Source organism: Vibrio sp. M60_M70, assembly GCF_037162085.1.
Taxonomy (GTDB): Bacteria; Pseudomonadota; Gammaproteobacteria; order Enterobacterales; family Vibrionaceae; genus Vibrio; species Vibrio diabolicus.
The window spans coordinates 993,995-1,016,077 of record NZ_JARLUL010000002.1; the positions used below are offsets into that span (position 1 = coordinate 993,995).

General features: G+C 43.4%; 18 protein-coding genes. 7 read left to right on the plus strand and 11 right to left on the minus strand.

Annotated elements, in window-relative coordinates:
* Positions 1 to 2: 2 nt before the first annotated feature.
* Entirely contained in the window at positions 3 to 905 is a 903-nt protein-coding gene (yegS, locus tag P4S59_RS20070) for a lipid kinase YegS (protein WP_006742800.1), read from the plus strand.
* Positions 906 to 983: 78 nt separating this feature from the next.
* On the opposite strand, the gene P4S59_RS20075 is transcribed toward yegS, so the two are convergent.
* From P4S59_RS20075 to P4S59_RS20090, 4 genes are all read right to left on the minus strand, one after another.
* The gene (locus tag P4S59_RS20075; protein ID WP_054867424.1) at positions 984 to 1,319 is read right to left on the minus strand and encodes a NirD/YgiW/YdeI family stress tolerance protein; all 336 of its coding nucleotides are present in this window, start codon (positions 1,317 to 1,319) and stop codon (positions 984 to 986) included.
* A 15-nt stretch (positions 1,320 to 1,334) separates the two neighbouring features.
* Positions 1,335 to 1,982 (minus strand): AcfA family outer membrane beta-barrel protein, encoded by a 648-nt coding sequence (locus tag P4S59_RS20080; protein WP_337168938.1) that lies wholly within the window; start codon positions 1,980 to 1,982, stop codon positions 1,335 to 1,337.
* Between the two features lie 165 nt (positions 1,983 to 2,147).
* Positions 2,148 to 3,761: a VRR-NUC domain-containing protein gene (locus P4S59_RS20085; protein ID WP_337168939.1), complete on the minus strand. Its 1,614-nt coding sequence runs from the start codon at positions 3,759 to 3,761 to the stop codon at positions 2,148 to 2,150.
* A gap of 67 nt (positions 3,762 to 3,828) precedes the next feature.
* Complete coding sequence (locus P4S59_RS20090; protein WP_031780690.1) at positions 3,829 to 5,061, minus strand: L-lactate MFS transporter; 1,233 nt, start codon at positions 5,059 to 5,061, stop codon at positions 3,829 to 3,831.
* A gap of 577 nt (positions 5,062 to 5,638) precedes the next feature.
* Here P4S59_RS20090 and P4S59_RS20095 point away from each other — a divergent pair.
* A complete protein-coding gene (locus tag P4S59_RS20095) occupies positions 5,639 to 5,995 on the plus strand; it encodes a hypothetical protein (RefSeq protein WP_005398137.1) in 357 nt (118 codons plus the stop codon).
* A 68-nt stretch (positions 5,996 to 6,063) separates the two neighbouring features.
* Here the strand turns inward: P4S59_RS20095 and P4S59_RS20100 are convergent, their stop codons facing one another.
* The 4 genes from P4S59_RS20100 to P4S59_RS20115 all read right to left on the minus strand — a co-directional run bounded on the left by P4S59_RS20100 (position 6,064) and on the right by P4S59_RS20115 (position 11,617).
* Positions 6,064 to 7,953, minus strand: a complete 1,890-nt coding sequence (locus P4S59_RS20100; protein WP_337168940.1) for a M48 family metallopeptidase — start codon at positions 7,951 to 7,953, stop codon at positions 6,064 to 6,066.
* Positions 7,953 to 8,543, minus strand: coding sequence for a LemA family protein (locus P4S59_RS20105; protein ID WP_258687078.1), 591 nt, complete (start codon positions 8,541 to 8,543; stop codon positions 7,953 to 7,955). Before P4S59_RS20105 ends, P4S59_RS20100 begins: the two co-directional genes overlap by 1 nt.
* 226 nt (positions 8,544 to 8,769) lie before the next feature.
* Complete coding sequence (dcuC, locus tag P4S59_RS20110) at positions 8,770 to 10,137, minus strand: anaerobic C4-dicarboxylate transporter DcuC (protein WP_005398199.1); 1,368 nt, start codon at positions 10,135 to 10,137, stop codon at positions 8,770 to 8,772.
* Positions 10,138 to 10,492: 355 nt separating this feature from the next.
* Positions 10,493 to 11,617 (minus strand): acyl-CoA desaturase, encoded by a 1,125-nt coding sequence (locus P4S59_RS20115; protein WP_005398197.1) that lies wholly within the window; start codon positions 11,615 to 11,617, stop codon positions 10,493 to 10,495.
* A gap of 272 nt (positions 11,618 to 11,889) precedes the next feature.
* Between P4S59_RS20115 and P4S59_RS20120 the strand changes: the two genes are divergently transcribed.
* Positions 11,890 to 12,438, plus strand: a complete 549-nt coding sequence (locus tag P4S59_RS20120; RefSeq protein WP_005398196.1) for a GNAT family N-acetyltransferase — start codon at positions 11,890 to 11,892, stop codon at positions 12,436 to 12,438.
* A gap of 86 nt (positions 12,439 to 12,524) precedes the next feature.
* Here the strand turns inward: P4S59_RS20120 and P4S59_RS20125 are convergent, their stop codons facing one another.
* Complete coding sequence (locus P4S59_RS20125; RefSeq protein WP_337168941.1) at positions 12,525 to 13,142, minus strand: HAD family hydrolase; 618 nt, start codon at positions 13,140 to 13,142, stop codon at positions 12,525 to 12,527.
* Between the two features lie 367 nt (positions 13,143 to 13,509).
* Here P4S59_RS20125 and P4S59_RS20130 point away from each other — a divergent pair, with 367 nt between their 5' ends.
* Positions 13,510 to 15,555, plus strand: coding sequence for a hybrid sensor histidine kinase/response regulator (locus P4S59_RS20130; protein ID WP_182033029.1), 2,046 nt, complete (start codon positions 13,510 to 13,512; stop codon positions 15,553 to 15,555).
* 103 nt (positions 15,556 to 15,658) lie between these two features.
* Here the strand turns inward: P4S59_RS20130 and cqsA are convergent, their stop codons facing one another.
* Together cqsA and ylqF are read right to left on the minus strand one after the other, a co-directional pair.
* Positions 15,659 to 16,840 carry an alpha-hydroxyketone-type quorum-sensing autoinducer synthase gene (gene cqsA, locus P4S59_RS20135; RefSeq protein WP_161444694.1) on the minus strand — a complete coding sequence of 394 codons (1,182 nt, stop codon included), beginning with the start codon at positions 16,838 to 16,840 and terminating at the stop codon, positions 15,659 to 15,661.
* A 339-nt stretch (positions 16,841 to 17,179) separates the two neighbouring features.
* The gene (ylqF, locus tag P4S59_RS20140) at positions 17,180 to 18,124 is read right to left on the minus strand and encodes a ribosome biogenesis GTPase YlqF (protein WP_005376521.1); all 945 of its coding nucleotides are present in this window, start codon (positions 18,122 to 18,124) and stop codon (positions 17,180 to 17,182) included.
* Positions 18,125 to 18,931: 807 nt separating this feature from the next.
* Here ylqF and P4S59_RS20145 point away from each other — a divergent pair.
* From P4S59_RS20145 to P4S59_RS20155, 3 genes are read left to right on the plus strand one after another with little or no spacing between them, the layout of a single operon-like run.
* Positions 18,932 to 19,366 carry a type III secretion system chaperone gene (locus tag P4S59_RS20145; RefSeq protein WP_124007818.1) on the plus strand — a complete coding sequence of 145 codons (435 nt, stop codon included), beginning with the start codon at positions 18,932 to 18,934 and terminating at the stop codon, positions 19,364 to 19,366.
* 10 nt (positions 19,367 to 19,376) lie between these two features.
* Positions 19,377 to 19,619: a hypothetical protein gene (locus P4S59_RS20150; RefSeq protein ID WP_337168942.1), complete on the plus strand. Its 243-nt coding sequence runs from the start codon at positions 19,377 to 19,379 to the stop codon at positions 19,617 to 19,619.
* Positions 19,601 to 22,018, plus strand: a complete 2,418-nt coding sequence (locus P4S59_RS20155) for a hypothetical protein (protein WP_337168943.1) — start codon at positions 19,601 to 19,603, stop codon at positions 22,016 to 22,018. Before P4S59_RS20150 ends, P4S59_RS20155 begins: the two co-directional genes overlap by 19 nt.
* Positions 22,019 to 22,083 lie beyond the last annotated feature (65 nt).

Here is a 22,083-nt window from a genome sequence, read left to right on the forward strand (position 1 = left end):
CAATGAAGAAGACAATACGTGCCATCCTTAACGGCAAAAAAGCTGGGAACCCAGAGTTAAGAGATGCAATCATGAAAATGAGAGACAAGGGCGTCGATGTGCAAGTGCGAGTGACTTGGGAATCTCAAGACATGCCGCGCTTGGTGAAAGAAGCGGTTGATGAAGGGATTGAACGTATTGTTGTCGCTGGTGGCGATGGGACCGTCAATGAGGCGGCTTCTGCGATTATCCAAATTGAAGAAGAAAAACGCCCTGAGTTAGCCATTATCCCTCTTGGTACCGCAAATGATTTTGCCACCGCGATTCAAGTGCCAGCTTCTATCAAGGCGTCTTTATCTCTCGCCGTAGAAGGGCAGTCTGCTTTGGTCGATTGTGTCAAGGCTAACGATCGCTACTTTATTAACGTGGCAACAGCAGGGTTTGGCGCAGAAGTTACGGCAGAAACGCCTGTTGAACTTAAAAACTTTCTTGGTGGCGGCGCTTATACACTAACTGGCGTTGTAAAAGCGCTCGGCTTTAAACCTTATGACGGAACAATAACAATTGAAGGCGGGGCTTATCAGGGAGAAATGTTGCTTGGCGCTTTCTGCAATGGTCGCTTAGCTGGAGGTGGGCAAGAGTTAGCATCGAAAGCGATGATTAATGATGGCTTGATGGATCTAACATTGGTGCGTCCATTCTTACCTCATGAGCTGCCAAAAGTTATCGAAGAGATCAATAATCCTAGCGAGAAAGGTGAGTTTGTAAAACACACAAGAGCAAGCTGGTTGGAGATAGACTTCCCAAATCCACTACCGCTTAATTTAGATGGCGAACCATATCATTCGAGAACAATACGGTTTGATGTTCAGCCTAAGAGTATACGATTAGTCTTGCCGCAAGATTGTCCTTGCTTGGTCAGTTAAAACGAGTAGTTTCACGGCCCATAAACAACACAGCCTCCAATATGTGGCTGTGTTGTTTGTGTTGAGGTGTCAGGCGAATTAAAGCTTTTGAATGGTCTCTACGTCGATCTGCTTGGTTGTCCACTCTGAGTCAACTTCGCCTCGAATCGTCACTTTATCGTTTGGACCAACGTCTAGCCCCATCCAATCTTCATTGTCGATTTCCACTTCGATTTCACCAGTCTCATCTTTGAACAAGTAAGTCTCGTTACCAAGAGATTGAACAATGTGCCCGGTTAACATGACTGCGCTGTCGTCGGTTGCGTTGTGCGCCTCTTTCACCGAATTAATTACGCCTATTTCTGGACCATTAAACGCGGCGAAAGCTGAGCTTGAAAGTAGGGCAAACATGGCTGCTAAAATCTTTTTTTTCATTATCGTCTCCTTAAATTAGAAGTAGTAAGTTGTGCCTACGTTAAAGGATGCAGTGTTCGCGTATCGGTCTAGTTGATATTTTGCGTTTACACCTATGGTGAGCTGCGGGAAAATTCTGTATTCCGCACCCACTGAGAGCATTGCGCCTAGCTCGTTGTTTTTCTCCGTGCTATGGAAAAGCGTGTTGTTCATTTCCACATCGTCGTTCGCGACAAGCTCGTATTCTTGATGTTTAGAAACCTTGGCGTTGTATTCCGTGTACGTTAAACCCGCTTTGAATTTTGTTGTCCATTTATCATTTAATGCATAGTTAAACACAGGTGCCAGCGACACTTGCTTGGCTTTGATTGACGCATCCCAATCCATTTCATGATGGTAATCTTTGCCATCGATTGACTTGATACCTAGGTTTTTTGAACGACTATCATCAAGGTCAAACTGGCTGTAACCCAGTTCTAATGCCCAGTTGTCATTAAATGCGTAACCGACAAAGCCTGAGAAAATACCGTCTTCAAGCTCAGGGTTGAGTGTTACGTTGTCAGTTGAAAAGTGAGGTTCCAAATCATGGTCAGTGGTGCCTAGTCCATATTCCAGAGCTACATAAGGAGCCGCAGATACCGAAACAGAGCAGGTAACAAGTAACGCAAGAAGTGTTTTGTTCATTTTATTTTTCCTCTTCAAGTCAACTTAGTGAGTAGAAGCGCATTTTGTGTGAAGAAGCGTGAAGCGATCGTGAAGAAACGAAAAAATGTTTAGAAAAAAGAGCAAGGGGCGATAACCAAGGGGCGGTTTGAGTGAACAAACACCAAGCTCTTTATATAGAGTAAGTTAAGTTGCTGCGACGTAACACACCGCAAACGGGACATTAAGGCGAGTAAACTCTTTGATCCAACGCCATTGGTTATCCTGGAGTTTATCGCCAGGGCCTTTCACTTCAATCCACTCGAACTCATTTTCTTTAAAAGCAATGAGATCCGGCATCCCATTACGGTAAAGCTTAAGGTCGCTCAATTGTATTTTGAACAGCGCCATCAGCATATTGGTTGGGATAGTGTTGAGCGCTGTTTCGAGTAGCTCTTTACTTATTAAATTCCAATGTACAAATGGATTACTAATGCCAAACTTCTCATCGTATTTTGTCAATAACGTCTGGGTGTTGCCCGCTTCTAGTTCGGCAAAAGCGGTGTCTATCAAAGCTTGGCGCTTGGTAACAAAATCTGAGTGATATAAATCTAAAGGACGGTGTTGATAAGCGTTAATGAATGCCCCTTCAATAGGAGCAAAAATCGCATCCCAGAATGTAAGCCCCAGTAGCGAGTTGAGCAACGCATTTTCAGCGTAAAACACATTCCAACCTAAGGACTCAAAATACGCTTTACTGGCAAGCTCGACTCGTTGTTGAGATAAATCCAGTTCAATATGGTATTCGGAGCAGAGTGGCTTTGCTACTCTTGGCATTTTCGCGCCTTGTTTTCGCTTCAACCGTTGCTCAAGTTTTTGTGCGACTTCGAGCTCAGACACATCAATTGGCGACTGCAGCATCTCTGTGACAATGTCACTAAATAAATCATCTTGGTTTAGTTTGTCATAGATACGTGCACGTCGTTCTCGGCTCGGAGCGAGCTGAGTTTGGCCAAATAGTGATAGGGCGGTCTCTAGCTCATCAATCCGTTCGTAATCACGTGCTATGTCATTCAACATGTGTTCACGTTTACGATCCACGTAATGGTGATTAACGGGCTGAGGCATTGCCTCAATTAATAAGTCGAGATTGGCTTTGTCTTTTCGATCAAATTGCCAGTACAGGTTGCTCAGTTGGCTCAGTTCAATTAAGCGGTCTATTTGCTCACGTGAATCAAAGAAACGGCGCACTTTACTCAATTGGTATTGCTCGAACTGATGTAGACCTAAGTCATCAAGCACAAACTGACTTAAGTCTTGATGGGTGTTGGCAAAAAATAGGGTGAGTAAAACATCGATCATGTGGGCGGAATTGAGTTTGATGATCGTAAACTCAAGCTGCTCAAAACGATCAAATTCCGTGTTGCTTAAACTCTCCACAAGGACATCTTTCTTTAATGACTTCGGTAGCTCTGGGTAAAGTGCAGAGATCTCCGGTTTCGTCAGTAAGTTAGACGCTAACTCTTGATGAGAGAGTGTGGGGGAAAGGGCCACAAACTCATGTTGACTCAATTCTGCCAGCGCTTCATTGATTGAAGGTATTTCTTGATAACTCAGCTTATCACTTCGAAACCAACACCCTTTTCGGCTGTATAAACGCACCAACAGGCACTGGGCGTGTTTGCTCAAGGAATCAAACGAGCAAAGCCAAGCGTGTTCTTCCTCAGCCAGTAAATCGCTGTACCAGGTTACTGCGTGGTGAGTCAGCTTAAAGAAGTTTTCTAGATAGTAGTCTGGTGCAAGTTCGATAGGGCTTTCCATAAACGACCGATAACAAAAAAGGCTTAACCCATAGGTTAAGCCTTTTCGCTATCAAATCAATTGGCAATTATGCGTTTTTTAGCTGCGCTACTTTTGCTTCAGACAATGGCTTGGTGATGAACGCAAGTACGATACATACTGCCATCATTGCTGATGAAATAGTGTAAGCCAAGGTGTAGCCTTCGCCGTTCGTCATAGAGAAGCCAACAACTGCTGCGCCGATTGCACCACCGATACCCCATGCAGTGTAAAGCACACCGTAGTTAGTACCGTAGTTTTTCAAACCGTAGAACTCGGCCGTTAGAGTAGGGAATACCGCTAGAAGTGTACCGTAACCTACCGCTGCGATCGCAGTACCAATGATCAGAGTGAACTCAGAGTCGAACGTTGCGAACAACACCATGTTTACGCCTTGTAAGACGAACGCAAGTAGAAGCGTACGAACACCGCCGATTTTATCTGCAAGCATACCCGCAGCAACACGGCCGCCTGAGTTAAATACAGCAAGAATAGACGCTAGGTAAACGGCGTTTGGTAAGTTTGCTTGAACGCTTGCGATGGTCGTGATGTTGCCGATGATCATTAGACCAACAGAAGCTGCGAATGCGTACATGATCCATAGAGAGTAGAACTGTGGCGTCTTCAGCATTGCTTTCCAAGTTAGATCATCTGACTTTTTAACCGCTTTAGGTGCTTGACCTTCTTTTACTTTCGGTTCTGCAGGCGTGTAGTCTGCTGGTGGGTTATTGATGGTTGCTGCAAGAGGAACTGCAATTGCCAGGATACCAACACCAAGAACCATAAAGCTCGTTTGAATGCCCATGCTGTCGATCAATGATGATGTTACTGGTGCTAGGTAGATAGCCGCTAGACCGAAACCAGCCGCAATAATGCCGTTAACCATGCCTTTCTTCGAAGCGTGGAACCATTTCATTGCAGAAGGTGATAGGCATGCGTAGCCAAAACCGATACCTGCACCTGTGATCACACCGAAGGTAATGTTCAGCATGAGTGGAGTGTCAACAAAGCCAGATGCGATCATGCCTAGACCTGTAAGAACAGTACCTAGGATAAGAATCATACGCGGACCCATGCGGTCTTGAAGAATACCTGCAACAAGAAGACAGATAGAGAAAGTTATGGTTGCAGTTGCATAAGGTGCAGAAGCTTCTGCAGCACTCCAGCCTGATTCAGTTACCAGTGCCTTGTTGAATACACTCCAAGCATACAGGATGCCAAGACAAAGGTTGATACAGAACCCTGCTAACAGGATGCGCATAGCTTTATCAATCTTGCTCATTTTCATTCTCAGTTTTTCCTCTTGTTGGCAATGCCGCAAAGAGGGTTGGTTTAAAGATGTTTTTTCTCAAAATTAGTTTGCGTTTTTCAACGATTAACGCAATGAGCGCGGATTATAACCAATAAATATGTGATTGGAATCTCTTTTTACCGTTACTGATAAAATAATTTGAAACATTAAAAGCGGATGTGAATTCATGGTTTTGTATGTGGTTAGCGTGTTATCAAAAAGTGATGATTTCTGTTGTTGGGAATGAGGAACTAGTCAAAATAGAGAATTCAGTGCGCAGTTGGGTGCACAGCTCACATTTCATATAAAAAATTTCAAAATGTTACCGTGTTAACTCCCTGTAACAAAAATGACTGAAATATCGTCTTATCGCCGTAAGTATTGGATGTAAAGGATTTCTTAAATTTAAATTGTTAACCTTTTGTAATAACTAGAGCTGATTAGGTTTTTTGTGCATTAAGTGAACAAAAAAGTCACTTGTAATTGCAGATTATAGGAGCAGAATATAGCGAAAAATGAGATTTCATTTATGAATGGATGCTTTTTTAGACTTGTTGTGAGGTGACTTATGAAACTGTTCCTATTACTCATGGCTTCGGTATCTGCTGGTGTCGCATCTGCAGATCACATCCATTCATTTATGTTGGGTCTATCTATTGCTTCTCTAGCGGTAGGGAGCTGCTATTTCTTTGCATTCCGTAGCTCGCGCTTTCCACAGCTTGCTTTATTCTTACTAATTTGCGGCATGCTTTCTAAGTTGACGATAACGGTTGTTGGTGTGATGTGGGGAATGTCGGCTGAATTAATTACATCTCCAATCGTATTCGCACTTTCGTATTTATTCTTCTCTCTCGCCGTGACCTACTTATGGTTTAGTTATCGAGAGAGTATCACTAAGATCCCTGATCGATTTAAGTCAGCGTAAATCGTCAAATAAGAAAACATAATGAAAAAACGCCAGCACTTTTGCTGGCGTTTTTGTTTAAAGCTAAGTCAGTTAGCTTGTTGTGTTTGGCTCGGTAGGGTTTGTTCTGTATTGACTGATACGGTTAGTGGCGGCTCTGGAACTTCTAAGAAGCAGGCGATTACTCTATAGAGTTCTCCTTCCGCAACGGTAACCTTTCCATCCGATTCAATCGCTAATCGACACGCTTTTACGAACAAGCGACGACTTTTCGGTTTGAGTTGCAGTAGGAGCTCTAAAGCAGCGCGATTTAGGCCCCAGTTCTTATTTGCGGGTTGTAACTCTGCATCATTAAAGCCCAAACAGGTTAGGGCGTTGCTAAATGCACGTTGAGCGTCTTCCGGTTGAGAGTGACTAACCCAAGCCAATTCGCGCAGTAGCCAAAACACACTCTCTTTTAATTGCTTTAAAGATTGGATCTGTTTTGTACATCCATACGATTCGAGTAGTTGCTTCTCCAATAAGTTGATGACACACCATTCTGCGAGTGAGTAGTGATCATCAGTTTGAGAGAGTTCGCGTAGCACCTGGCACAGTCTGTTTTTCTGACCCTCACTCAGCGATTTCAAGGCAGGGATGGAGAGTTCGAGTAATGGAAAGCGTAGATGAAGAGGCAAATCATAATCCAGCCATGGTAATAATTGTGCTTGAGACACATTTGGGATATGACTTTTTATCATCTCTCGCTGGAGTTCACTGCCATCAAATATCAAGGCAAAAGCAATAAAGCGCGCACTGTACGGTTCACGAGCGATGTCGACAAGTTCGGAAGGAAGTTGGTTAAGTAGTTGTTGACCTACTTCGCTGAGTTCTGCGGTGGTTGGTTTCTCCGGTTGTGTCGATGTCCCTGATGTGAATCCACTAACGTTATCATTCTCAAAGCTTGTCGTTGGACGATGCGAACTTTGAGAAAAACTTCCATCCCAACCAGGTTCAATTCGGCGAATCCGTTCTTCTAGTGGAGGGTGAGTAGCAAATAGGCCAGAAAAGCCGGAGAGTTTGCTTTGACCAAACATCATATGGCTCATCTCATCGCTTGCTTTTGTATTCAATGAAGAACCCGCCATATGACTACCAATTTTCTTGAGTGCACCAGCAATGCCTTGATCGTTTCGAGTAAATTGAACGGCACTGGCATCAGCGAGAAATTCACGTTGACGAGAGATTGCGGCTTTGATCATCGAGCCAAACAAGGTGCCAATCCAGCCCAGAACCAAACAGATAATCGCAATCAGCATGATAACCGCAAAGCCTTTATCGGAATCGGAAGAACTTCTTGATACGCGACTCGTATGATGAGTGTTATCTAAGACCAAGTGTCCAAAATGTGCAATGCAAGTGATGCCAAACAGTACGCCGATAAGACGCGTATTCAAACGCATATCTCCGTTTAAGATATGGCTGAATTCATGAGCAATGACACCTTGTAGTTCATCTCGCGTGAAGCTATCCAGTGCGCCTTGTGTGACGCCGATGACGGCATCATCAATGCTCATGCCTGCTGCGAAAGCATTGATGCCGCGCTCTTCCTGCATCACATAGACGGGAGGAACCGGAATGCCAGATGCAATAGCCATCTCTTCCACAACGTTGAGCAGTTGTCTATGTTTTGCATCTAAGGTGTTTGAGGAAATCAGCTTGCCACCTATGCTCTCAGCAACACCTCGGCCTCCATTGGAGGTGAGGGCGGATAAGCGAACCATTGAACTTATCGTAACAACCAGCAATACGCCAGCAAAGCACAACAAGACGTAGGTAAGTGCGGTTTCTTGATCAAAGTGTTCGCCTGTTACTCCGTAATAGATACCAATCGATAATACGCTTACCAAACCAGTGATGGTGACAACTGCTAAGGAAAACAGGAACACCAAAAGCCCAGTGCGTTGACGCGCGGTATCTTGATGGTCAAAGAAATCCATTAGAACTCAACCTTCGGGGCCGCTTGTATTTCAGCACTGTCAGAAAACTCTAACAGTTTGCCATCTTGGAATCCGAATGCGTTGGAAAACAACACTGGCGGGAACGTTTGTTTGTATGTGTTGTAGCTGGTTACCGCATCATTAAATGCTTGGCGAGCAAACGCAACTTTGTTTTCAGTGCTGGTTAATTCTTCTTGAAGCTGACTCATGGTTTCATTTGCTTTAAGCTCAGGGTAGGCTTCCACTACAACATTAAGTTTGCCCAACGCACTTTGCAGCATGCCTTCCGCTTGGTTTAGTTGGCTAATTGCCACATCACTACCAGGCGCGTCACTGGCTGCTTTCAGGCCAGCAATTGCTTGATTACGAGCTTGGATAACACGTTCAAATGTTTCTTTTTCGTGTTCCATATAGCCTTTTGCAGTATTAACTAAGTTCGGAATCAAATCGTATCGACGTTTTAATTGAACCTCTATTTGAGCGAAGCTGTTTTTGAAACGGTTTTGTAGAGTAACGAGCTTGTTGTAGATACTGACGGCGTACACCACAATGAGCAGGACAATAACGATAAAGACAATAAATGCAGTCATAATAAATCCCATTTTCTTAATGTATTCAGTTCTTATATAAACTGTTGAGATATTAAGCAAATGCTTCTGAAGAAGCGATGTAATAACCGAGAAATATGTCACGAGTTGAGTAACAATTAAAATGCATTTACAAAGCAATACAGAAAGAATAATGGCACTGGAGAGATGAAAGAAATAGGCCCAGCTAGAAGCCGGGCCTTGTCGATAAGCAATATTGGCGATGCCGTTAGGCACTCATTGGAACAAGTACCATAGTGCCAATAATAACTGTGATAAGACCTGCAAGAACCGGAACAGATGTACGTTTTACAACCTCAAACGGGCTGATGTTCGCCATACCGGATGTCGCAACGATTACGCCAGACACTGGTGAGATAGTACGACCTAGGTTTGATGCTTGAAGCATCGGGATAATTAGGAACGCTGGGTTTAGTCCCATTTTTGCAGCCAAAGATGGTGCCAACTCTACAAATGCATAGAAAGGCGCGTTACCAGACCCCGTTGCAATCGCTGCTGCAACTGTCAATGCAGTAAGGATAAGCATTAAAGCAACACCGCCTGCACCTGCATTGTCTGCAAGGTGAAGTAGGTTATCGATAGCGCCGATAGACATTAGACCTTGTGCAAAAACCCCCGCTGCAACCAAAAGCATCACAACGCCTTTGAACGCGTCAGCCATGCCAGCGTAACAAGAATCTAAATCTTCCAGTGATTTCTTACCATCAAACTTATTTACAACGTAATGGATCAGAGCGCCAAGGAAAATCGAACCGACCACAATAGTGTAAATGTCTAGGCTAAGTCCTGGAATGGTACGACCGTTGAATAGGAACACGCCGATGATAGGTAGAAATGGCAGTGCCGCATAAAACGCTGGAGCATCGGCTTTGATCTCTGATACGTCAATTTTTTCCATTGGCGTATTTTCTTTCTTATCTAAGTATTTGTTCCAGAAGAAAGCCGCGGCAGCCATCACGATGATTGCGCAAATAGAAACAGGCAACACTGTTTGTACCGCAAACACATCAAGCGCCAAGCCAGATTTTTCGGCGGCGATCACCACATCACCAGAGGTTGGAGAAAGAATGATTGCCGCAGGAGAGGCACAAACTGCAACTGCTGCTGGACGAGAGATCCCCATCGCGACCATCATTGGGAACAATGTCGCCATTAATAGTACGCCAAGGCCAGTTGCAGAACTTACCGCAAGAGACATCAAACACGCCACAATGTAAGCCGCTACCAAAAGGACATAAGGAGACTTGATAACAGAAAGCGGTTTAGAGAACTGTTTCACTACAACGTTATTCGCGCCGATGTGAGTCATATAGGAAGCGAAGCCACATAGCAACATGATTTGCATACCAAGGCCGCCGCCGCGGTATTGTAGCATGTATTTCACGTATTCTAGCGCGTCTGTCACCATGTTACCGGTTGAGGTGATTTTTGAGGGCAGCACGTCATGCCCCAATACGCCAGTCATAAGAAGTAAAGCAATACCAGCCGTCAGTAACACGCCCGCTGCTTTATAGCCTTTGACGATAAAGTAACCCACAGCAATGGTGACAACTAAGCCAATTAAGAGCTCTAACATAGGGATCTCCGAATGTTATGAAAAAAAGAAAGAAACTGTTTCAGTTTATGACAAGGAATTTACAGAATTCTTAACTGTGGCACGAGACAAATATGGGGCTTGCATGATCTGAGACAAATAATAATTTAATAATTAATTTCGTTAGATTGTATTGTTGGAATTTGGTTTTCTAAGTGTTATGTGCTGGTTTGAAGCTGTTTGCAGGAAGGAAAATATGACCAGAAATTTGAATAAATAGTGAGGGTATTGATTCAAAATGAGAAAAAGAAACAACTCAGTGAGTTGGGAGAGGGTAATAATCCTTGCAACAAAAAAGCTTCGCCGAAGCGAAGCTAAATCGTAAGGATGGGTTAAGTTAAGCGTATCGGCGCACCATTAGGTTCCAACTGCGTTGTTGCCGCTCGAACTCCGCTTTGATTTGCTGATACTTTATCTTTGTCACAGAGCACTCGTATTTTTTTACCACACTGGCTGTTTTTGCACCGAGTACTTCCTTGCGCATCTCATAATATTCCTGCATGTGATGAACTAGCGCATCAAACTCGTGTTGTAACTGATCAAGAATCGTTTGCGTATTCGGTTTTGCTCCCAGTTTTTCTTTTGCTTTCTTCAAGAGTTGAGTTGCGCGAGCTTTTTCAATTCTAAATGTAGGCGTTGTGCGCAACTTAGATGTGAGTCCAAGCCAAGAACAAGACTTAATCAACCACTTTGTCGGGTCGTAATGCCACCAATACACACCATTACGATAGTCATTCTCGAAGATATGATGGAAATTGTGGTAGCCCTCACCAAATGTGAAAAAGGCTAACACGCCGTTGTCGCGAGCGGTGTTTTTGTCCGTGAAAGTCTGTTTTCCCCAAACATGCGCAAGTGAGTTAATGAAAAAGGTCGTGTGGTGGCTCATAAAGAGTCGAGCGGCACCAACTACTAATAACATACCCCAAATATCGCCGTAGATAATACCAAGAGCGACCGGAAAGCCAATATTGGTGAGTAGAGCAAGTGGAACATAGTACTTATGTTGCCACATGACGATTTTGTCACGCTTTAAATCGCGGCAGTTGGTGTATTCGTTTTCCTGCGATTTGTTGTAGTCGCGTAACATCCAACCAATATGAGAATACCAAAAGCCACGTTTCGCTGAGTAAGGATCTTTGTCGTTATTGTCGACATGCTTGTGGTGTACACGATGATCAGAAGACCAGTGTAATGCACTATTTTGCAAAGAAAATGCTCCTCCAATCGCAAAAATAGCACGTAAAATTGGATGAGCTTCGTATGTTTTGTGGCTCCAGAGTCGGTGATAGCCTGCTGTAATAGAAAGATTCGTAAAACTGAATGCCATCACTCCCCAAACTAGATGCTCCCAACCCAGTCCAAAATGATATGCATACCAAGGCATTACAATAAAAGTCAGAACAAAACTGGAAGAAAATATCAATGTATTCAACCAGATAATGGGTGGTTTGTTTTGAGTCACAGGTGTATTCCTAACTTTGAGCTAACAACTGTTCGCCAGAGTATCAGCGTACACGTGTAAGTCAAATTAAAGTTAGACAAATGTGACTGTTCCTTTGGATGTACATTAAGGAACTTGATGGGATATTTTGCTTTTAATTGAATAATGAGTAGTATTAAAAAATGAGCTCTGGCTTAAGGTGTATAAAATCTGCCAAGAAACAAGTGTTATAAAGGTGGAATATGCCGAGACTCTATAAAGAAGTAAAAAATGTAAGAAAATAGGAATACGTAATGGATTTACGATTAGCGGAATATAAGGACTACGAGCGCATTGCGCATCTTCATGCGGATAGTTGGAAGCGTCATTACCGTGGCATTCTTAGTGATAACTATCTTGATAAAGAGGCGATTGACGACAAACTACTGATCTGGCAAACCCGTCTGACCAACCCACCATTCAACCAGCACATTGTCTTGGCGGAAGAGGGTGGTTTGTTGCTCGGCTTCGTTTGTGTGTTTGGCAACCATGACTTCGAGCGTGGAACCTTTATTGACGCACTGCATGTTGATGACAGCTACCGTGGTCGTGGTATTGGCAAACAGCTATTACTTGCTGTCGCAGAATGGCAGCAACAGTACTTTAAAGACACTGGTCTTTATCTAGAAGTCGTATCGCAAAACATTTCTGCAATTGAATTCTACCGCCATATTGGAGGTCAAGAATGTCAAGAGCGAACTTGGCGTGCGCCAGGTGGTACAGAAGTATTGGAGAAGGTATTCCGTTGGAAGAATGCTCAGTCATTAGTTAGTGGGATAGAAGAAAACGTTATTTACTCCTAGTCTGACGTTTTAGCTTAGCAATAAGAGCAGCATCAACGCTGCTTTTTTTTGTGCCTGTCCTAAAGTTTTGTGTTTCAGTGGGCGACTTAAAAGCAAAGCCCCATGGCTTTTAGCTCTGACTCGCATTGCTGAGCATTTTCAAATTGAATGGCTTCCATGCCTACCGCTCGGGCCCCTTCGACGTTGTATGGCATATCATCAAGAAATACCGTTTCCTCGGCCTGAAGCTGATATGTTGAAAGTAGGGCTTGGTAGATCTCGGCTTGTGGCTTTAGTAACTGCACTTCAGAAGAGATGATTGCACCTTCAAACAGCGGCCAGAATTCATAGGTAGTACGAAGATGCTCAACAATTTCGTTGACGTTGTCTGTGAGCGCATAAACGCGATATCCTGCACTTTTTACTCTTTTTAGCAGTTCGACACTGCCGTAAAGTAATATTTGTGTATGTTTGACATAGTAAAAAAAGCGGTCCATTTCTTCCGCTGTCACCTGATGCTCACGTTGATAGCACAGTTTGGCTTCCGTTTCGGAAATGATTCCTTTGTTTAAGTCTTTCCAGATTTGTGATGAAAACAGCAACTGGGCCATTTTTTCCGCTTCTACTGAGTGACCAAATGTTAAGCGAACAATCTCTACCGGAGACCAGCGTACTAATACATTTCCCACATCAAAAATTACGTTTTTTATTTGTAAAGGTTCCATAACACCCCCCAAGCCAATTGTTCATCACCGCGTTACATCCACAGTGAATGCTGTCGTTAAATCTTTGGAAGTTCGAGCCAAAGGCGCTGTTTAAATGTCTCGAACGTATATGAGATTAACATCCCTTAGGATACAACGCGATTATCGCAAAATTACACTAAACTATATGCAACTTCATTTATTTGGTTGTAAATCAAGTGTCGCTATCTTAAAAGATTGAAATTAAAGACAAGCGTCGCGAAATATTTGCGCCATTTCGCGCTGCTTATAAGCGTTAAGTAATATATAATTACTTAATAATAAAACGATAAGAATGAATGCAAATCACACTATTGGGACGTCAGGCGGAGTAGGCAAAATAGATAATATGGACTCGATACGTAAGGTTTATCAATATGCAGAACCCAACCTGACTCTCGTTGGTTGGATGGGGTTTCTTGGCTTTCCGCTGTACTACTTTGTTTGGGATTTTGTTTTCCCACAGGCTTATGAAAACTTGCCGCTCAGACTGTTTTGTTCACTATTGTTCTTTGGCATCATTTTTAGAAACCGCTTGTCGTCAACGTGGCGAAAATATATCCATATTTACTACCAAGTGACGATAACGATCTGCTTACCGTTTTTCTTTTTCTATATGTTACTGATGAATGACTGGTCCAATGTTTGGGTCATGTCCTTTATGTCCGCGATTTTCTTGCACATTCTATTGGTTCATGTCACAAGAGTTATGTTCGCTCAAACTTTTGCCGGAATAGGTTTAGCGACGTTCTTTGCTTGGGTGGCGAAAGGGTTTCATCTCGATTTAACAATGGACTGGACGCATGTGCCAATCTTTCTCTTTATTTATGTATTTGGCAATTTATTCTACTTTCGGAACCAAGTAGAGCACGAAGCGAAAGTGTCGTTGGCCAAGTCATTCGGAGCCGGAATTGCGCATGAAATGCGTAACCCTTTAAGTGGCCTTTGCACGTCAATCGATGTTATCCAATCAGTCTTACCCAATAAAAAAGAAGCCGAGAAAGACCAATATCTGATGAGCGGAGAGGATGTCACCCTGCTGCGCGAAGTTAGTGAGGATGCGATGAACATCATCCAGTCGGGCAACGAGACGATAGATTTACTTCTGACATCGATAGACGAAAACCGTGTCTCGCGATCCAGTTTTCAAAAGCATTCTGCTCACTCTGTGGTTGAAAAAGCGATTGAAAGCTTTAGTTATAAGCGTGCGACGGATCGCTTTGCTATATCCCTAGATGCGAGAAGTGAGTTTGATTTTCTTGGTAGCGATACCTTACTTAAATACGTTATGTATAACCTTTTCAAGAACGCCTTCCATCACCGCACATCTGAAGATTTCCACATACATGTGTCCATGACGAGCACGGAGCACTCAAACCAAATCGTTGTAACCGATAATGGTGCTGGTATTGCTCCTGATGTCCTACGTAATATATTTCAGGACTTTTACACAACTGGTAAGTCAGGCAGCTATGGTTTGGGTTTGCCATTTTGTAAAAAAGTGATGCGTTCTTTTGGAGGTAACATTGAATGCCAGTCTCAGCTAGGTGAGTGGTCTCAGTTCACGTTAACTTTCCCGCCGATCACATCTGATATCGTGACTGAAATTAAAAACGATTTGACCAAACTCAAAACCATCCTAACGGTGACTAATCAAGATATTCTTGTGTCGAAAGTGACGGACATTAGCCGTTTTATGGGTTTTGAATCAACGATCTTAGATGTTAATCAAGTGCTCAAAAAGAAAGAGTATGAGTTCGAATTCGACCTGATTTTTATCGATCTTGAGAGCTTGGATGCAAGAGCAAACCAATTAGATAGATTAGAATCTCTTCTGTCTTTCACGGAAGCTCGTATCGTTTATCTTTTTGAGCATCACCCGACACAGAGAGCACGCAAAGCGGCATATGAGCCTATTTGGGTGGAGACTCAAGCCTGGTTATTGAATACTAAGCCAACCATTGACCGTCTCTTGTATGACTCAAGCTATGTGTCGACACCAACGGCCTCAGTGGCTTTGGATACGTCAAATAAGCGGACAATTATGGTCGTGGATGATAACGAATCTTTGCGAAAATTTACCGCGATGTTACTCGAAAAGCAGGGCTTTGAAGTGATTCAGAAAGAAGACGGGCAGCAAGCACTGGATACATTAGAGCAAGAGAACGTTGACCTCATTCTTATGGATATCGAGATGCCCATCATGGATGGTGTAGAAGCTTCAAGGCGAATTCGAAGCTCGGATAAAAACTATGCGTCGGTACCTATTATTGCGCATACTGGGGATAGCTCACCTGTTACGCTGGACAAAATAGGCTCTTCTGGCATGTCTGACTTTATCGTGAAACCAGCGGATAAAAATCGCTTATTCGACAAAATCGCAAACTGGATTTAATCACTCGCAACTGTGTTATCTTGAGACGAGTTGATCATAACGCGAATACGGATAAAGAGCTCAGCAAAACTGCTGAGCTCTTTATTTTTACCTACACTCTAGCTTATACAAACTCTAGATCGGGATGAACAAACGCTTCTTGGCAGGCGGAAAGAACGTGATCGACTTCGGCGGCAGTCATGTCCGCATTGACAGAAAAACGAATGATGTTCTTGTTTCTTCCTGTTGCAGGGCGACAGAAAACTGCACCAAAGACATTCCTTTCTTCTAGAAAGTCGCGAACTCGCTCAGTGTTTCTTTCGTTGCCACATTCTAGCGCGATAATTTGCGACTCACTGCGAATAGTAAACCCAATACGTTTTAAACCAACGGCTAGAGACTTCGCTCTTTTAAACAAAATCTCCCGCTTGTCATCGGCTTTTTTTATGACGTCCAGTGTTTTTTCTAACCGAATAATTTCTTGCGGTAACACGGTGGAGCTGAAAATGGCAGGATACGCGACAAATGGAAGCGTCTTAGCCAGCTTTTCTGCACCTAAAATTGCGCCAGCACGATAAGCAAATGTCTTTGCAAGACTTACGGTTACAAAATCCACCATATGAGTCAAATCCAGCTCTTGCAGTAGCCCAGCGCCTTGCGTACCGTGCGTACCTAACGAGTGCGATTCATCCACAACTAAGCCGCAGTCAAACTCTTGTGCTATTTCGTAGATATCACGTAGAGGAGCAATGGTTCCGATAGTGCTGTAAACCGAATCCACAACAATAATTCCCGAACCATGGCGTGAAATCTGTTTTCGTAAGTGGTTGGTGTTGTTATGCATGAACGGATGAATTTGTGCTCCTGCGATACGTGCACCTTCCCATAAAGACATATGCGCAAAGAAGTCGATATACACAGGTATGTTCGGTGCACAAATAGTCTGTAATAAACCGACATTCGCAGCCCATCCCGATTGAGAAAGCAGACAGCTAGGCATGCCGACAAAACTGGCTAGTTGAGTTTCAAATGCAGGTTTCGACTCATCATCTTGCAAGAAAATCGCGGACATCACGACGTTGTCATCGTGTTGAGAAATCGCATCACGATGCGCGTTTTGAATCTCCTTGTTATGAGACAGTGCCAGGTAATCATTGCTTTGCATAACAACGGCATTACATGGTGGACGTTTACCAAGAACAAGGTGTTTCTTGTTCTCGTTCGGTTCAATTAGATCTTGAATATGAAAATCTAGGCGTTCCTCAATAAAGGAAGGAAGTGGTTTGCTTTGTATAGTTTCACTCATAATAAATCTCTTCTTCATATGGAAAAACGCCAGCGCTGACACTTATTCATATTGCGGATTTTGGGGAGAGTGTCACTAATCAGGTTGCATAAGTTTGCAGACCCTTGCAAACTCGACATTTGAGGGTTGGATGGTGGCTGTAACTCTATAGGGGCCCGGGGTCTAAACTAGTTTGTGCTTAAAGTTTATACGGCGATTTTGCGGTGGTTTTTTCGTGCTTCATATCTGGATTTTGTATGAGGAATATAAAGTTTGAAAAGTGAAAAAATGGGCGCATTAGATAACAAAAAGGCGCGAAAATCGCGCCTTAAAATATGATTGGGAAAAAATAATATCAGTTTATCGCTTATTACGTAGGTAGCGCTTGCGGCGCTCTTCTTTACGCTTCGCTTTTTCTTCTTCTTTACGAGCGGTTTCAATCTCGACTTCAATCAGCTCTTGAGTGATCATTTCTGGGCGCTCTAGTGTAATTTGGCCTAGTGTGCCTTGGCGAAGTTCGTGCAACAAAATCTCTGATACTTTGTGCAAGTCCACACGTCCACCTGCGCGTAGTGCACCACGGCGGCGACCAATCTCTTCCATGATCTCGATATCTGATTCAGGAAGCTCTTCGATTTGGTAACGCTCTTTAAGTTTGTCTGCATAGTGGGCTGCTAGGTACTCAATGGTGTAAAACGCAACCTCGTCGTATTCCATTGCAGTATCTTTTACAGCGCCAGTAGCAGCTAAACGGAAGCCACTGTGTGGGTTTTCCACTTTTGGCCACAGAATCCCTGGAGTATCGGATAAAACGATGCCATTTTGTAGGTTGATACGCTGTTGACGACGTGTTACCGCGGGCTGGTTACCAGTCACCGCGATCGTTCGACCAGCTAGAGTATTGATGATTGTCGATTTCCCAACGTTTGGGATCCCCATGATCATGGTACGAATGTTTTTACCGATCTCTTCACGGTGTGGGGCAAGTTTACGGCAAAGCTCCATGATTCGATGCACTTCTTGCGGTTCTGACGTCGTGATCGCCATTGCTTTTACGTGTTGCTCTTGCTCTAAGTGCTCAATCCATAATTGAGTTAACTCAGGATCGGCCAAATCACGCTTGTTCAAGACTTTAACGACCGGCTTGTCACCACGGATTTGAGAAATCAAAGGGTTTTCACTACTGAAAGGAATACGAGCATCCAGTACTTCGATGATCACATCCACTTGTGGGATTGCTTCTTCGATCTCTTTGCGTGCTTTGTGCATGTGGCCAGGAAACCACTGGATTGAGTTATTAACCATTTGAAAAATATACCTTTAGTTTTTATGGCTAAGCTGGTGTGGCATCAAGTGGGGTACCAAATGTATTTTATTCTTCACTTGTAGCTACAACAGCACTGATGTGACCATCTTAACATTTTATTTTGGGTACTAAAATGTTGATAACTACTAAGCCAACCTTTCTAGTTCTATTGCTAACAACGAAAAATGATGCGTAAATGCACTATTGAAGTTCAGAGTAATTGGTGTTGTGAGCGTAAAAAATAGGCATGTTTATATCATGATGAAAACTTAAATGCATCAAGTGTAATTATTTCACAGTTGTAGAACGAATTATTCCGAATACCTATAAAGTTATATGTACTCTATCGTTATCATGTATCCATATTAACGAAGGGAACTCCTAATATCGATTCAATTTGAAGTGACTATTAATTTCTTAATTTTTGATGTTTTAGGTGGGTTAGCTTGATGTTGTTTATAAATGACCATCATAAATAACATTTTTATATCTTATATTATAAATTCTTATAGGAATGCTTTTTGGGCAAGGTAATCATACTGTAAATATATTTATTATAAAGGATTAATAAAGTAGTAAGTTACCTTAAATACTAGTGTAAGCCGATTTAAAAAATATCGAAGAGAAAATAGAACTCTAAACATAACGCCTAAAAAATTTCGCCGAGTACTGATAAAAAAAAGTCTGTTACTGATAACGCCCTTTTTCTGAGAGTTTTAACATGAGCTAAAAACGAGGCCATAATAACAAACTGTATTTTGTTAACCGTGGCGTCAGAACCTCTCTTGGAAAAGTTTGGAGTTGTTATGGAAAAAACGCAGTGGGAGAAAGTGCTCGGTGACACAGTAGGTCAGCCAGTCTCTTTCGACGAATTCTCATTAACAGCGGTAATGTTTGAAGAGCCTAAAATGATAGTCAATCTCGAACTTCGCGTAAATGAACTTGTTATTTATGCCTTGGTTGGAGAACTGATAGAAGAAAGGCAAATGCGGGGGCTTCTTGAAGGAAACTGTCTCTGGAATTCAACCAATGGTGCAACGCTCTCGTTGCTCGATGAGAAGCGTGTTTTGCTCGCTATGTCTGTGAGCCACCAAGACCAACTGCGTTTTTCTGAACTTCTTTCCGGGTTTGTCGATGCTGCTAGCTACTGGCAGCAAAAGTTATTAGAGGCGGAGCCGGCGACAGTTGATGCGCAGGATATGAGTGGCTTCTCTTCTCCTCGCAGTTCTTTATTTGTTTAGGAGTGATGCCATGACTTCAGTGAATACGTCTTTCGTTGATCGTTCTCTTGATACTAAACCTGTACAGGAAGTGGAAGTTACTAACAACACCAGTCCGTTGGCGCTAAATGTAGCGAGCAATCCACAGCTAAGTGGCAAAGCTAGCTTATCATCTGCGCACCGCGTTGAAGCCTTGTTTAGCCAAAATCAACGGGAAATCTTCACTAATTTCCCCAATCTGTCCAAACGGCTTTATTGGAAACGCCTTATCTAAAAGAAAAGAGCGATACCTTATCAAACCGAGAGTTTGGGAAGGTGCTTGCTGCGGCAGGACACGTAGAAACGTATCTAGGTTCTACTTCTAGCAATCTACAACTGTTTGCCAACTCGGCGCTTGGTAACGTATTTAAAACTGGCGATCGTTCGCTATTACTTAAAGCGCTGGATCGTCTTCCTGTATCTGAAAGTGTCAATAGTGCCCGTGATGCGGTGTCAACACTAAAGAGTGCTAAGACCGCAGAGAACTACAGCAACGCATATCAAGCGCTAGCGAACGTATGCGAGACCTTGGAAAAGGGGTCTCCAGAGCAAACTCGAATTTCCGGACTAGCAGAACAACTGCGCAGCGGAGGGCTAGAGCAGCTACGTGATCAATTCAAACAGCAATTAACCGAGCAGTTCAGTGGATTAACTAAAGGCGGCACGGAGTCAGCCGTATCGACCTCTTTTGAGATAGGTCCTGCGCTTGGTCTGTTTAATCTTGAGGCCGCATCGGTAACCGTTGAGCTCAAATACGACTTCAAAGTGTTTGGTGGTAATTTGGGGCTGGGCGCAGCACAAAGCTTCCCGAATCTTAAGTCGTTTGTGGATTATCATGCCAATGATATGGTCGCGATGCTTGCAGGAAGTGGTGTTAAGAAACTGACCAATTTAGGCGGTATCCATCAAGCTCGTAAAGCTGACCGATTACTTGAATGTGTTGTCGCAAACAACCACAAACTACAGCAAGACTTACGTCAGCAAGGGATCTTAGGACAAGGCGACAAAATAGAAGTAAAAGGCAGAAAGTACGATGCTCCGGTGAGAGCAGAAGCCTTTGCTGGAAGTCTTTCTGGCGGTGCTGGTGTAGGGATAAAAGATCTTTCTAAAATCAGCGGTGGTGGCTCTGCGTCGATAACCGAGACTTACTTCACTAAGCATACCGATTTGCTCCAACAACTGCGTCAGCAACCTGTCCGACTTATGGCTCGTAATCCGGACTATTTTACTGTTTCAGTACCGTTTGAAGGATATGCAAAAGACGCTGAATTTCTTGGCAGTCGCCAGACTCTAAGCGGTTCACAAGGTTTAGAGTGGATGAAAGAAACGGCGTTGGAGGTCAGTGACCTTGCCCAAAAGGTAAAAGCAGATCCAACGGCTCAAAACCCCAAAACCGGCGAACTCAATGCTGATGTCTTGAAAGCAAAGCGTGCTGAGATCAAAGATGTCATTACCACTTTGTACAAAGAGTACGAGAGCTATTCAATCCTCGTTAACCAGAAGGATTCGAGTAAAAGCCGCGATGCGGATAAGCAAATGGGCGTTATTAAGCATGGTATGGAAAGTGACCGCGGTGCTGTTGGTCGAGGAGAGTATTTACGCGCGGTGATCTGTAGTCATGTCGCGTTAACCCAAGCTTACTTGGCGAGCTTCTCTGAGGGAGAGGTGCCTTATCTTAATAAAGACGAAGCAGGTTTTTGCCAATTCCTTACCGAGATCGACCGTGCTTATAGTAACCCTCAGATGAACCTTGACCAAAAGCGAGACATTGAAAAACAGCTAACGCTAGTGTCGGGGGCGCAAAGCACCAACGTACAACTGAGTGGTAATGTATCTGTGCAAGTTCCGGGTGTGAGCAAAGACATTGGAATGGTCGTCAAATACAACAATATTGTAGGTGACATCAACCCCGATAATGATGGTGAATACCTTAATATCGCCTTCACTGCCAATGTCCCGCTAGGTGAGCCGTCATCAAAAGAGGGAGCACAAGGTGAGAAGAAAACCTTTGCTCGTGCGGTTTTAGGGGAGGCGCTTAGTCAGTTTCTTTCGAGAAACTCCATCGAAGCTCAGTTGCCAAGTGACGCGACTTTAGGGCTGGAAGGTGCACTTGGACTCGGTGCTCAACTTGAGTTAAACATGGTGAAAGGGGAAGACAATAAATTCCATATTCAATACATTCGCGCGACGGAATCCAGCTCACTAGGTGGCAAAGGTTCCGTGACTGCAGGTGCTGTTAAGTTTGGTGGTGGTGTGAGTGTTTCTTCTAATACGCATTTATCTGAGTGGTTAGGTGATGACACGTTAACCTACTTACAAACCAAGTTTAACGGCTGGTCAGTGGGGCAAGAGCCACAGCTTTGGCAACGTTATTGCGATAATCACCAAAAAGGTTTGGAGAAGGTATTCAATAAACTGATTGAGCCTTCTAGCAATGCGGCAAAAGAGCTCACCAAGATGGCTGAAGGCTCGAAGGATATGAAAACACTCAAATCCGATCTGCTCTCTAAAATTGGAGAATGGGCTGAAGATAAGTCCGAGGCAACATTCACTAACGCATTAGACAGTTTCAATAAAGTGCTTGCTGAGCAACATCGCGCCTATAAAGATGAGGCCGTATCCCGCCTATATTAAAAAAAGCGCTAATCTAATTTATTACATAAAAATTAAAAGGGCCCTATCTATAGAGACAAGAGGGT

Excerpts from the sequence above, each read along its gene's own strand:
- P4S59_RS20095 (WP_005398137.1), top strand. The coding sequence starts at position 5,639 with ATGAAACTGTTCCTATTACTCATGGCTTCGGTATCTGCTGGTGTCGCA.
- ylqF (WP_005376521.1), bottom strand. The coding sequence starts at position 18,124 with ATGGTTAATAACTCAATCCAGTGGTTTCCTGGCCACATGCACAAAGCA.
- yegS (WP_006742800.1), top strand. The coding sequence starts at position 3 with ATGAAGAAGACAATACGTGCCATCCTTAACGGCAAAAAAGCTGGGAAC.
- P4S59_RS20090 (WP_031780690.1), bottom strand. The coding sequence starts at position 5,061 with ATGAGCAAGATTGATAAAGCTATGCGCATCCTGTTAGCAGGGTTCTGT.
- P4S59_RS20085 (WP_337168939.1), bottom strand. The coding sequence starts at position 3,761 with ATGGAAAGCCCTATCGAACTTGCACCAGACTACTATCTAGAAAACTTC.
- P4S59_RS20125 (WP_337168941.1), bottom strand. The coding sequence starts at position 13,142 with ATGGAACCTTTACAAATAAAAAACGTAATTTTTGATGTGGGAAATGTA.
- cqsA (WP_161444694.1), bottom strand. The coding sequence starts at position 16,840 with ATGAGTGAAACTATACAAAGCAAACCACTTCCTTCCTTTATTGAGGAA.
- P4S59_RS20145 (WP_124007818.1), top strand. The coding sequence starts at position 18,932 with ATGGAAAAAACGCAGTGGGAGAAAGTGCTCGGTGACACAGTAGGTCAG.
- P4S59_RS20080 (WP_337168938.1), bottom strand. The coding sequence starts at position 1,982 with ATGAACAAAACACTTCTTGCGTTACTTGTTACCTGCTCTGTTTCGGTA.
- P4S59_RS20105 (WP_258687078.1), bottom strand. The coding sequence starts at position 8,543 with ATGACTGCATTTATTGTCTTTATCGTTATTGTCCTGCTCATTGTGGTG.
- P4S59_RS20075 (WP_054867424.1), bottom strand. The coding sequence starts at position 1,319 with ATGAAAAAAAAGATTTTAGCAGCCATGTTTGCCCTACTTTCAAGCTCA.
- P4S59_RS20150 (WP_337168942.1), top strand. The coding sequence starts at position 19,377 with ATGACTTCAGTGAATACGTCTTTCGTTGATCGTTCTCTTGATACTAAA.
- dcuC (WP_005398199.1), bottom strand. The coding sequence starts at position 10,137 with ATGTTAGAGCTCTTAATTGGCTTAGTTGTCACCATTGCTGTGGGTTAC.
- P4S59_RS20120 (WP_005398196.1), top strand. The coding sequence starts at position 11,890 with ATGGATTTACGATTAGCGGAATATAAGGACTACGAGCGCATTGCGCAT.
- P4S59_RS20130 (WP_182033029.1), top strand. The coding sequence starts at position 13,510 with ATGGACTCGATACGTAAGGTTTATCAATATGCAGAACCCAACCTGACT.
- P4S59_RS20100 (WP_337168940.1), bottom strand. The coding sequence starts at position 7,953 with ATGGATTTCTTTGACCATCAAGATACCGCGCGTCAACGCACTGGGCTT.